11 protein-coding genes and 1 pseudogene are annotated in these 11,510 nt (G+C 72.6%); 8 read left to right on the top strand and 4 right to left on the bottom strand.

Features of this window, described 5'->3' with window-relative positions; translation table 11 throughout:
• The coding region (locus ABD374_RS34910; RefSeq protein WP_486388638.1) for a biotin/lipoyl attachment domain-containing protein at positions 1 to 96 on the top strand (96 nt) is incomplete at its 5' end.
• 210 nt (positions 97 to 306) lie between these two features.
• Positions 307 to 858 carry a TetR/AcrR family transcriptional regulator gene (locus tag ABD374_RS27240; RefSeq protein WP_344498472.1) on the top strand — a complete coding sequence of 184 codons (552 nt, stop codon included), beginning with the start codon at positions 307 to 309 and terminating at the stop codon, positions 856 to 858.
• Between the two features lie 45 nt (positions 859 to 903).
• Here the strand turns inward: ABD374_RS27240 and ABD374_RS27235 are convergent, their stop codons facing one another.
• Together ABD374_RS27235 and ABD374_RS27230 are read right to left on the bottom strand one after the other, a co-directional pair.
• The gene (locus ABD374_RS27235; protein WP_344498470.1) at positions 904 to 1,878 is read right to left on the bottom strand and encodes a DeoR/GlpR family DNA-binding transcription regulator; all 975 of its coding nucleotides are present in this window, start codon (positions 1,876 to 1,878) and stop codon (positions 904 to 906) included.
• Positions 1,879 to 2,011: 133 nt separating this feature from the next.
• Positions 2,012 to 3,451 (bottom strand): NAD(P)H-quinone dehydrogenase, encoded by a 1,440-nt coding sequence (locus ABD374_RS27230; protein WP_344498468.1) that lies wholly within the window; start codon positions 3,449 to 3,451, stop codon positions 2,012 to 2,014.
• Positions 3,452 to 3,645: 194 nt separating this feature from the next.
• On the opposite strand from ABD374_RS27230, the gene ABD374_RS27225 reads away from it, so the two are divergent.
• The 3 genes and pseudogenes from ABD374_RS27225 to ABD374_RS27215 all read left to right on the top strand — a co-directional run.
• Positions 3,646 to 4,083, top strand: a complete 438-nt coding sequence (locus ABD374_RS27225; protein ID WP_093799368.1) for a gamma-glutamylcyclotransferase family protein — start codon at positions 3,646 to 3,648, stop codon at positions 4,081 to 4,083.
• Positions 4,084 to 4,186: 103 nt separating this feature from the next.
• Complete coding sequence (locus ABD374_RS27220; RefSeq protein WP_214898168.1) at positions 4,187 to 5,017, top strand: purine-nucleoside phosphorylase; 831 nt, start codon at positions 4,187 to 4,189, stop codon at positions 5,015 to 5,017.
• 172 nt (positions 5,018 to 5,189) lie between these two features.
• Positions 5,190 to 6,818 (top strand): annotated as a pseudogene (locus ABD374_RS27215) (phospho-sugar mutase); the annotation flags it as partial.
• Between the two features lie 226 nt (positions 6,819 to 7,044).
• Here the strand turns inward: ABD374_RS27215 and ABD374_RS27210 are convergent.
• Positions 7,045 to 7,707 (bottom strand): PH domain-containing protein, encoded by a 663-nt coding sequence (locus tag ABD374_RS27210; protein WP_344498464.1) that lies wholly within the window; start codon positions 7,705 to 7,707, stop codon positions 7,045 to 7,047.
• A gap of 89 nt (positions 7,708 to 7,796) precedes the next feature.
• On the opposite strand from ABD374_RS27210, the gene deoC reads away from it, so the two are divergent.
• From deoC to ABD374_RS27195, 3 genes are read left to right on the top strand one after another with little or no spacing between them, the layout of a single operon-like run.
• Positions 7,797 to 8,753 (top strand): deoxyribose-phosphate aldolase, encoded by a 957-nt coding sequence (gene deoC, locus ABD374_RS27205; protein ID WP_344498462.1) that lies wholly within the window; start codon positions 7,797 to 7,799, stop codon positions 8,751 to 8,753.
• A 5-nt stretch (positions 8,754 to 8,758) separates the two neighbouring features.
• Entirely contained in the window at positions 8,759 to 10,216 is a 1,458-nt protein-coding gene (locus tag ABD374_RS27200) for an aldehyde dehydrogenase family protein (RefSeq protein ID WP_344498460.1), read from the top strand.
• Positions 10,216 to 11,106 (top strand): aldehyde dehydrogenase family protein, encoded by an 891-nt coding sequence (locus ABD374_RS27195; protein ID WP_344498458.1) that lies wholly within the window; start codon positions 10,216 to 10,218, stop codon positions 11,104 to 11,106. The genes ABD374_RS27200 and ABD374_RS27195 overlap by 1 nt, the downstream gene beginning before the upstream one ends.
• Positions 11,107 to 11,192: 86 nt before the next feature.
• On the opposite strand, the gene ABD374_RS27190 is transcribed toward ABD374_RS27195, so the two are convergent.
• Positions 11,193 to 11,510: hypothetical protein (locus tag ABD374_RS27190; protein ID WP_344498456.1), on the bottom strand; the 318-nt coding region annotated here is incomplete at its 5' end.

Here is an 11,510-nt window from a genome sequence, read left to right as displayed (position 1 = left end):
CTCAACGCCCACCGCTCCGGCACCGTCAAGGGCCTGGCCGTCGAGATCGGCGCCTCCCTGACCTCCGGCGCCGTCATCTGCGAGATCAAGGACTGACACCCGGCCGCAGAGAAAGCCGAGAAAGCCGCGGAGCGGCCGTACCAGAGCTGAGGGCCCCGCCGAGACCGGCGGGGCCCTCAGCTCACTCGGTCCGTCCGGCCCGCAATGGCATTCTGGAGACCTGAGCAGGAGAAGGGCGACGCGATGGCGACGAGCAGTCCACACAGGCCCGAGGTGCCGACGTCCTCGTCGGCGGCCGTACGGCCCATGCGCGCCGACGCCCGCCGCAACTACGAGCGCGTGCTGACCGAGGCCCGTACCGCCTTCGCCGAGCACGGCACCGACGCCTCGCTGGAGGACGTCGCGCGCCGCGCCGGTGTGGGCATCGGGACGCTCTACCGGCACTTCCCCACCCGGCACGCGCTGATGAGCGCGGTCTTCCAGGGCGCCGTGGACGAACTCCTCGTACGCGCGCGGGGACTCGCCGACAGCGAGGCGCCCTGCTCGGCGCTCGTCACGTGGCTGCGCGAGATCATCACTCATGCGGGTGAGTACCGGGGACTCGCCCGCGAGCTCATGTCGGCCTCGCACGACGAGAGTTCGGCCCTGGCGCGGTGCAGTACGCCGATGAACGCGGCGGGCGAGCGGTTGCTCGTACGGGCTCAGGAGAGCGGCTCCCTCAGGCCCGACGTGTCGATCGGGGACCTGATGCAGCTGACCAACGCCATCGCGCTGGCAGCCGAGCAGGCCCCGGACGATCCGGAGCTGGCCGACCGGCTGCTGACGCTGACGCTGACGGGCCTGCGGGCGGAGAAGTAGCGGGCGGAGAAGGAGTGGGCGCCGGCCATGACGCGCCCGCCCGCTTCAGCGGCGGCGCAGATCGGCGACGCGCGCCCGCTCGGCCGACCCCGCCTGCTGCTCCGCCAGGGATCCGGCGGAGCGCAGTTGCGCACCGGCCCCGGGGCCGCCCGGGTGCGTGCGCCGCTGACCGGGCAGGGGCATGTCCCGGCGGGGCTGGCGCCCCGGCGGGACGCCCTCTCCCCCGGCCCCCGCCGCTCCCGCCCCCGCCACGGTGATCTGCACTCCCTGATCGGCCAGGGCCTGCAGTTCGGTGGCCGCGCGGTCGTCGTGGGACGGCGGCTCGTCGGTGACCAGGCGGGTGATCACGTCGGTCGGCACCGTCTGGAACATGGTGTCGGTCCCGAGCTTGGTGTGGTCCGCGAGGACCACCACCTCGGCGGCGGCCTGCACGAGCGCCCGGTCGACGCTCGCGGAGAGCATGTTGGAGGTGGACAGACCGCGCTCGGCGGTCAGTCCGCTGCCGGAGAGGAAGGCGCGGGAGACCCGCAGCCCCTGGAGGGACTGCTCGGCCCCGCTGCCGACCAGGGCGTAGTTCGAGCCGCGCAGCGTGCCACCGGTCATGACGACTTCGACCCGGTTGGCGTGGGCCAACGCCTGGGCCACCAGCAGGGAGTTGGTGACGACGGTCAGCCCGGGAATCCGGGCGAGCCGTCTGGCCAGCTCCTGCGTGGTCGTCCCGGCGCCGACGACGACGGCTTCGCCCTCTTCGACGAGTCCCGCGGCGAGGTCGGCGATGGCCGTCTTCTCCGCGGTCGCGAGATGGGATTTCTGCGGAAAGCCGGACTCCCGCGTGAAACCGCCCGGCAGTACCGCACCGCCGTGCCGGCGGTCGAGGAGTCCTTCTGCCTCCAGTGCCCGCACGTCCCGCCGTACGGTCACTTCGGAGGTCTGGACGACGCGGGCGAGCTCACGGAGCGATACAGCCCCGTTGGCTCGCACCATTTCGAGGATCAATTGGCGACGTTCTGCAGCGAACACGAAACTGACAGTAACCTGACCGACCGACAGTTCTCAGCAGTTTGCGCCGAATAGCAGAAGTTGCACACAAACTGAGGGTCCGAGTGATATAAGCGGCGCACGCCGGTTGCGCGCCGCGCGTCGGCGGTGCCGGCTACGCCTCGGCGGACGTCTTGCGGGTGTGCAGCTGGCGTGCCACCTCGGCGATGGAGCCCGACAGGGACGGGTAGACCGTGAAGGCCTTCGCGACCTGTTCCACGGTCAGGTTGTTGTCGACGGCGAGCGAGATCGGGTGGATCAGTTCGCTGGCGCGCGGGGCGACGACGCAGCCGCCGACCACGATGCCCGTACCGGGACGGCAGAAGATCTTGACGAAGCCGTCGCGGATGCCCTGCATCTTGGCGCGCGGGTTGCGCAGCAGCGGCAGCTTCACGGCGCGCGCGTCGATCCTGCCCGCGTCCACGTCCGCCTGCGTGTAGCCCACCGTCGCGATTTCGGGGTCGGTGAAGACGTTCGCCGAGACGGTCTTCAGGTTCAGCGGGGTCACCGCGTCGCCGAGGAAGTGGTACATCGCGATCCGGCCCTGCATGGCCGCGACCGACGCCAGCGCGAACACCCCGGTGACGTCGCCCGCCGCGTACACGCCGGGCGCGGTGGTGCGCGAGACCTTGTCGGTCCAGATGTGGCCCGAGTCCTTCAGCCGGACCCCGGCCTCCTCCAGGCCCATGTCCGCGGAGTTCGGGATGGCGCCGACGGCCATCAGGCAGTGGGTGCCGGTGATGACGCGCCCGTCGGAGAGGGTCACCTCCACCCGGTCGCCGACCCGCTTGGCGGACTCGGCCCGCGAGCGCGCCATGACGTTCATGCCGCGGCGCCGGAAGACGTCCTCCAGGACGGCGGCGGCGTCCGGGTCCTCGCCGGGCAGCACGCGGTCGCGGGAGGAGACGAGGGTGACGCGCGAGCCGAGTGCCTGGTACGCGCCGGCGAACTCGGCGCCGGTGACGCCGGAGCCGACCACGATGAGCTCCTCGGGGAGCTCGTCCAGGTCGTACACCTGCGTCCAGTTCAGGATCCGCTCGCCGTCCGGGAGCGCGTCGGGGATCTCGCGCGGGTGCCCGCCGGTCGCGATCAGCACGGCGTCGGCGGTGATGCGCTCCACCTCGCCGTCCGCGTCGGTGACGACGACGGTGCGCGAGCCGTCGGCGTCCTGCTGGCCCTCCAGGCGGCCGCGGCCGCGCAGCACGCGTGCGCCCGCACGGGTGACGGACGCGGCGATGTCGTGGGACTGCGCGAGCGCGAGGCGCTTCACACGGCGGTTGACCTTGCCCAGGTCCACGCCGACCACACGGGCCGCCTGCTCGACGTGCGGCGTGTCGTCGGCGACGATGATGCCCAACTCCTCGTACGAAGAGTCGAAGGTCGTCATCACCTCGGCCGTGGCGATCAGGGTCTTGGACGGTACGCAGTCGGTGAGCACCGACGCCCCGCCCAGGCCGTCACGGTCGACGACGGTCACCTCCGCGCCGAGCTGGGCGCCCACCAGGGCCGCCTCGTATCCGCCGGGTCCGCCACCGATGATCACGATCCGGGTCACGAAAAAGTCCGCCTCGCATTGTCAATCCCGGCCCGCCTGCCCGCTCGGCCGGGGATCCGGGGATCGCCCGGGGGGGAATGCAGTACGTACTCCATTGTCCCGCACGCTTCAAAGTGCTTCGCCCCGGGTCCCTCCATCCGGGCGTGGCGCTCTACGGGCCCCGCCGCCCCACCCCCTCCCGTACCCTCGACCACATGTCGCTCTACGCCGCGTACGCCGGCAACCTCGACGCGCGGCTGATGACGCGCCGCGCACCGCACTCACCGCTGCGCGGGACCGGCTGGCTCAACGGCTGGCGGCTGACCTTCGGCGGGGAGGCGATGGGCTGGGAGGGCGCGCTCGCCACCATCGTGGAGGCCCCGCGTTCCCAGGTCTTCGTCGCGCTGTACGACATCGCCCCCATGGACGAGGACTCCATGGACCGCTGGGAGGGTGTCGGACTCGACATCTACCGCCGGATGCGGGTGCGGGTGCACACCCTGGACGGCGAGGAGCCGACCTGGCTGTACGTCCTGAACGGGTACGAGGGCGGGCTGCCCTCGGCGCGCTACCTGGGCGAGATCGCCGATGCGGCGGAGTCGGCGGGCGCACCGCACGACTACGTCATGGAGCTGCGCAAACGCCCCTGCTGACGCGGGGCGCCGGGGGGTTTGTCCGATCCGCCAAGGCAACGATCGAAACACCGTCCACAGCGACATCTACGCGCGTAGGGATTCACCGGTTACCCTCGTCGGCGTGAACGCATCTGTTACCCCCGCCCCGACCGACGGCTTCGCCGACCCCCACGCGGCAGCCGACGCCGCCGCCGCCCGCCTGCGCGAGCTGACCGGCGCCGAGACCCACGACGTCGCCCTCGTGATGGGGTCGGGCTGGGTGCCCGCCGCCGAGGCGCTGGGCGCGCCCGAGCACGAGTTCCCGGTCACCGAGCTGCCCGGCTTCCCGCCGCCGGCCGTCGCCGGACACGCGGGAACGGTCCGCTCGTACAAGATCGGCGACAAGCGCGCCCTGGTCTTCCTCGGCCGTACGCACTACTACGAGGGCCGCGGTGTCGCCGCCGTCTCGCACGGCGTCCGTACCGCCGTCGCCGCCGGCTGCAAGACCATCGTCCTCACCAACGGCTGCGGCGGCCTGCGCCCGGGCATGCGCCCCGGCCAGCCGGTCCTGATCAGCGACCACATCAACCTGACGGCCACTTCTCCGATCATCGGGGCGAACTTCGTGGACCTGACGGACCTGTACTCGCCGCGGCTGCGCGCGCTGTGCAAGGAGGTGGACGCCACCCTGGAGGAGGGCGTGTACGTCCAGTTCCCCGGCCCGCACTACGAGACCCCCGCCGAGATCAACATGGTCCGCGTGATGGGCGGCGACCTGGTCGGCATGTCCACGGTCCTGGAGGCCATCGCCGCGCGTGAGGCGGGCGCGGAGGTGCTCGGCATCTCCCTGGTCACCAACCTGGCCGCGGGTCTGACGGGCGAGCCGCTCAACCACGAGGAAGTCCTCCAGGCCGGCCGCGACTCGGCCACCCGGATGGGCGCGCTCCTGGCCCAGGTCCTCGAGCGGATCTGACCCGGACGCCCTCCGGGCGTGTCCCCGGGTGCCGGACGGGCCGGACGATCCGGTCCGTCCGGCACCCGGGGACCGGGGCCGGGGCAGCGCCCCGGTTCGGGGAGGGGCGGGGCGGGGAACAAGCACGCCGCAGGCGAATCGGAACGCACACATTCGAGAGGTGGACCACATCGTGCAGCAGGAGCTGATCGCACGGGCGCAGGCCTGGCTGGCCGAGGACCCGGACAGCGAGACCCGCGAGGAGCTCGGCAAGCTCATCGACGCCGAGGACCTGGGCGAGCTCGCCGCCCGGTTCGCCGGCACGCTGCAGTTCGGCACGGCAGGACTGCGCGGGGAGCTCGGCGCGGGCCCCATGCGGATGAACCGCGCCGTCGTCATCAGGGCCGCCGCCGGCCTCGCCGCGTACCTGAAGGCGAAGGGGCAGACCGACGGCCTCGTCGTCATCGGCTACGACGCCCGGCACAAGAGCGCCGACTTCGCCCGCGACACCGCCGCCGTGATGACCGGCGCCGGACTGCGCGCCGCCCTGCTGCCCCGCCCGCTGCCCACCCCCGTCCTGGCCTTCGCCATAAGGCACCTGGGCGCCGTGGCCGGCGTCGAGGTCACCGCGAGCCACAACCCGCCCCGCGACAACGGCTACAAGGTCTACCTCGGCGACGGCTCGCAGATCGTGCCGCCCGCCGACGCCGAGATCGCGGCGGAGATCGCGGCCGTGCGCTCCCTCGCGGACGTACCGCGCCCCGAGGACGGCTGGTTCACGCTCGACGAGGAGGTCCTGGAGGCCTATCTCGCCCGTACGGACGAGGTCCTCACCGCCGGGTCCCCGCGCACCGCCCGCGCCGTCTACACGGCCATGCACGGTGTCGGCAAGGACGTCCTCCTGGCCGCCTTCGCCCGCGCCGGCTTCCCCGAGCCCGTTCTCGTGGCCGAGCAGGCCGAGCCGGACCCGGACTTCCCGACGGTCGCCTTCCCCAATCCGGAGGAGCCGGGGGCGATGGACCTGGCCTTCGCCACCGCCCGCCGCGCGGAGCCCGACCTGATCATCGCGAACGACCCGGACGCGGACCGCTGCGCCGTCGCCGTGCCCGTGCCCGGCACCGGCGAGTGGCGGATGCTGCGCGGCGACGAGGTCGGCGCGCTGCTCGCCGCGCACCTCGTGCACAAGGGCGCCCGCGGCACGTTCGCCGAGTCGATCGTGTCGTCGTCGCTGCTCGGCCGGATCGCCGCCGCCGCGGGTCTGGCGTACGAGGAGACCCTGACCGGCTTCAAGTGGATCGCCCGCGTCGAGGACCTGCGCTACGGCTACGAGGAGGCCCTCGGCTACTGCGTCGACCCCGAGGGCGTACGCGACAAGGACGGCATCACGGCGGCGCTCGCCGTCGCCGAGCTCGCCTCCGTGCTCAAGGAGCAGAACCGCACGCTCCTCGACCTGCTCGACGACCTCGCCGTCGAGCACGGCCTGCACGCCACCGACCAGCTGTCGGTCCGCGTCCAGGACCTCACCGTGATCGCCGACGCGATGGCCCGGCTGCGCGCCCAGCCGCCCACCACGCTCGCCGGCCTGGCCGTCACCTCCGCCGAGGACCTCACGCGCGGCACCGACAAGCTGCCGCCGACCGACGGCCTCCGCTACTACCTGGACGGTGAGGTGAAGGCCCGCGTGATCGTCCGGCCGAGCGGCACCGAGCCGAAGCTCAAGTGCTACCTGGAGACCGTCGTCCCGGTAGCCGGCGCGAGCGAGCTGGCAACGGCCAAGGAGCGGGCCGGATCCATCCTCGCCACCCTCAAGCGGGACCTGGCGNCGCCCCCCTCCCCGGGCCCGCCCGCCCCTGCCGTGCGTCACCCCGCCCCGGGCCGCAGGCCGCGGTGGCGGGAGGGGACGCGCCGGGGGGCTCCCCGCAGGGCGTCGAACGCGACCACCCCGAGGAACCCCCGTACCCGAACGTCCGGGGCCCGGGGAGGCGCCCCGGCGCGGCACCGGCCCCGAAGCCCCCGCGAAAGCCGCCCACCGCACCTCCCCGCCCACCTCACCCGGTGGCGAAAAGCACCGCCAGCGCGACCGCGCCCACCGCGCACGGCACGATGATCTCGTACGCCCAGCGGACGACCGGCTCGCCCTGCGCGCCCGGCCGCGACCCGCACCGCTCCGCCTGCTCGCGCAGATCGTCGACGGCCTGGTCGGCGGGCGCCCTGCGCGTCCGCGCGTCGGTGACGTCGGCGGTCGCGGACGTCCTGCCGTACGGATCGTCGGACGCCTGCCTGGCCTGCTGCCGGGCGACGCGCTTGCGCTGGCGCAGCGAGACGGGCACGGCCCACAGCTGGTACTTCCGGCCGCCCGCGAAGACCTCGCTGGAGTAACCGGCCCGTACGCCCTCGACCGTCCCCCAGGGCAGCGTGATCGTACGGAAGGGATTGCGGATCCGGAGCCGGTCGTCGTTGGCGTACACGGCGGGCCGCAGCGTGAACGCCACCACCAGCGGCACGGCGAACAGCAGCCCCGCCACGGCGGCCCACGGCGTACGCCCCTCCCCGCGCACCAGCGCGTCACCGCCGACCCAGGCGGCCAGCAGAAGGACCAGAACACCGCCGCCGAGGGCGGAGGACGACCGGAAGACGCGGTCGGCGTACGGCGGCTCGCCGGGCCGGCCGGGGTCGCCGGGGCCCGTGGGGCCGTTGGGGCTGCATGTCATGCGGCCGATTCTGCCTCACGTCACACAGGCTCGGCCGGGGCCGGGGGTGTACAGGCCGCTACGCGCGTAGATATGCTGCAGTGGTGACCATGCCCACCACTGCACCCGCATCCGCGTTCGCCGACGTGACCACGTCCGACGCCGCGCTGCGCCGCTTCCTGCACGGGCTCCCCGGCGTGGACCCCGTCGGCCTGGAAGCGCGCGCCGCGTCCCTCGGCACCCGTTCGGTCAAGACCACGTCGAAGGCGTACGCCATCGACCTGGCCATCTCGATGATCGACCTCACCACGCTCGAAGGCGCGGACACCCCGGGCAAGGTCCGGGCGCTCTGCGCCAAGGGCGCCAACCCGGACCCGACCGACCGGACGACGCCGCGCGTAGCCGCGATCTGCGTCTACCCGGACATGGCGGCCGCCGCCAAGGACGCCCTGGCCGGCACCGGCATCAAGGTCGCCTCCGTCGCCACCGCCTTCCCGGCGGGCCGCGCCGCGCTCCCCGTGAAGCTCGCGGACGTGCGCGACGCGGTCGCCGCCGGCGCCGACGAGATCGACATGGTGATCGACCGGGGAGCCTTCCTCTCCGGTCACTACCTGAAGGTCCACGAGGAGATCGTGGCCGTGAAGGCCGAGTGCGGCGACAAGGCCCGCCTGAAGGTCATCTTCGAGACCGGCGAACTGTCGACGTACGACAACATCCGCCGCGCGTCCTGGCTCGGGATGCTGGCGGGCGCGGACTTCATCAAGACCTCCACCGGCAAGGTGGGCGTGAACGCCACCCCGCCCAACACCCTGCTGATGCTCGAGGCCGTACGCGACTTCAAGGCGCAGACCGGAGTCCAGGTCGGCGTCAAGCCGGCCGGCGGCATCCGCTCCACCAAGGACGCGATCAAGTTCCTGGTGCTGGTCAACGAGACCGTCGGCGAGGACTGGCTCAGCAACGAATGGTTCCGTTTCGGCGCCTCCTCGCTGCTGAACGACCTGCTGATGCAGCGGCAGAAGCTGAGCACCGGCCGTTACTCCGGACCCGACTACGTGACGGTGGACTGATCACCATGGCATCTGTATTCGAGTACGCACCCGCTCCCGAGTCGCGCTCGGTCGTCGACATCGCGCCGTCCTACGGCCTGTTCATCGACGGCGAGTTCACCGACGCGGCCGACGGCAAGGTCTTCAAGACCGTCTCGCCGTCCACCGAGGAGGTCCTCTCCGAGGTGGCACGCGCAGGCGCCGAGGATGTCGACCGCGCCGTGAAGGCGGCCCGCAGGGCCTTCGACACCTGGTCCGCGCTGCCCGGCTCCGAGCGTGCCAAGTACCTCTTCCGCATCGCGCGGATCATCCAGGAGCGCTCGCGCGAGCTGGCCGTCCTGGAGACCCTCGACAACGGCAAGCCGATCAAGGAGACCCGCGACGCGGACCTCCCCCTGGTCGCCGCGCACTTCTTCTACTACGCGGGCTGGGCCGACAAGCTCGGCCACGCCGGGTACGGGCCGAACCCGCGTCCCCTGGGCGTCGCGGGCCAGGTCATCCCCTGGAACTTCCCCCTCCTCATGCTCGCGTGGAAGATCGCCCCGGCGCTCGCCACGGGCAACACGGTCGTCCTGAAGCCGGCCGAGACGACCCCGCTCTCCGCCCTCTTCTTCGCGGACATCTGCCGCCAGGCGGGCCTGCCCAAGGGCGTCGTCAACATCCTTCCCGGTTACGGGGACGCGGGCGCCGCGCTCGTCGGGCACCCGGACGTGAACAAGGTCGCCTTCACCGGCTCCACGGCCGTGGGCAAGGCGATCGCCCGCCAGGTAGCGGGCACGGACAAGAAGGTCACCCTCGAACTCGGCGGCAAGGGCGCGAACATCGTCTTCGACGACGCCCCGATCGACCAGGCCGTCGAGGGCGTCGTCACCGGCATCTTCTTCAACCAGGGCCAGGTCTGCTGCGCCGGGTCCCGCCTCCTCGTGCAGGAGTCGGTCCAGGACGAGCTGCTCGACTCCCTCAAGCGCAGGCTCTCCACCCTGCGCCTGGGCGACCCGCTGGACAAGAACACCGACATCGGCGCCATCAACTCCGCCGAGCAGCTGGCCCGTATCACCGCGCTCGCCGAGACCGGCGAGGCGGAGGGCGCCGAGCGCTGGACGGCGCCGTGCGACCTCCCCTCCTCCGGCTACTGGTTCGCGCCGACGCTCTTCACGGGCGTCACGCAGGCGCACACCGTCGCGCGCGACGAGATCTTCGGCCCGGTGCTGTCGGTGCTGTCGTTCCGTACGCCCGACGAGGCCGTCGCCAAGGCCAACAACACCCAGTACGGCCTGTCGGCAGGCATCTGGACGGAGAAGGGTTCGCGGATCCTCGCGGTCGCCGGCAAGCTCCGCGCGGGTGTCGTCTGGGCCAACACGTTCAACAAGTTCGACCCGACCTCGCCCTTCGGCGGCTACAAGGAGTCGGGCTCCGGCCGCGAAGGCGGCCGCCACGGCCTGGAGGCGTACCTCGCCCCGTCGAGCCCGAAGGGTGAGCGCTGATGAGCACCGTTGAGCGACTTTCTGTCTTCAAGACCTACAAGCTGTACGTCGGGGGCAAGTTCCCCCGGAGCGAGAGCGGCCGGGTGTACGAGGTGTCGGACTCCAAGAACAACTGGCTGGCGAACGCCCCCCTCGCCTCCCGCAAGGACGCGCGTGACGCGGTCGTCGCGGCGCGCAAGGCGTTCGGCGGCTGGTCGGGCGCGACGGCGTACAACCGGGGCCAGGTCCTCTACCGCGTCGCCGAGATGCTGGAGGGCCGCAAGGAGCAGTTCGTGCGCGAAGTCGCGGACGCCGAGGGCCTGTCGAAGGCGAAGGCCGCCGCCGTCGTCGACGCGGCGATCGACCGCTGGGTCTGGTACGCGGGCTGGACCGACAAGATCGCCCAGACCGTGGGCGGCGCGAACCCGGTCGCGGGCCCGTTCTTCAACCTCTCCACCCCCGAGCCCACGGGCGTCGTCACCGTCGTCGCCCCCCAGGAGTCGTCCTTCCTGGGCCTCGTCTCGGTGATCGCCCCGGTGATCGCGACGGGCAACACGGCCGTCGTCGTCGCGTCGGAGAAGTCCCCGCTGCCCGCGCTCTCCCTCGGCGAGGTCCTGGCCACGTCCGACCTGCCGGGCGGTGTGGTCAACATCCTGACCGGGCGTACGCAGGAGATCGCGGCGCCGCTCGCCGCGCACCAGGACGTCAACGCGATCGACCTCACGGGCGCGGACGCGGACCTGGCGCGCGATCTGGAGATCGCCGCCGCGGACAACCTCAAGCGGGTTCTGCGTCCACAGCCCGTGGACTGGTCGGCCGACCCCGGCACGCAGCGCCTGACGGCCTTCCTCGAAACCAAGACGGTGTGGCACCCGACGGGCTCCCTGGGCGCGTCCGGCTCCGCCTACTGACCCCCGCACCCCCATGCGGATGGGCCCCGTACCGCTCGATCCGGTACGGGGCCCATCCGTGTGCCCGTGCGTCCGGCCCGGACGGGTCAGCCCGGGAGCAGGCCCGCCGCCGGCCCCGCCGCCGGCAGGTCCTGGAGCGCGTCGCCCCGCGCGAGCGGGGCGGTGACCGCCGAGGTGCCGACCGGCTTGAAGTCGGCGACCCGGGTGCCCAGCGAGTTGTCCAGCGGGTCCACCCCCGTCCCGGCCATCGGGTTCAGCGGGAGGGTCTTGACCGGGGCGGCCCCGCCGGCGGCAGCGTGCCCGAGACCTTCGATGAGGGCCCGGCCCGTGGCCGCCGCGCCGGCGCTCTCCGGCGGCGACCCGGCCGCCTGCGCCGCGCCGCCGCCCGCCGCGAGGGCCGCACC

It is taken from the genome of Streptomyces enissocaesilis (assembly GCF_039533765.1).
GTDB classification, from domain to species: Bacteria; Actinomycetota; Actinomycetes; order Streptomycetales; family Streptomycetaceae; genus Streptomyces; species Streptomyces enissocaesilis.
The sequence above is the reverse complement of the archived record's forward strand: the minus strand, read 5'-3'. Positions and strand labels throughout refer to the sequence as shown.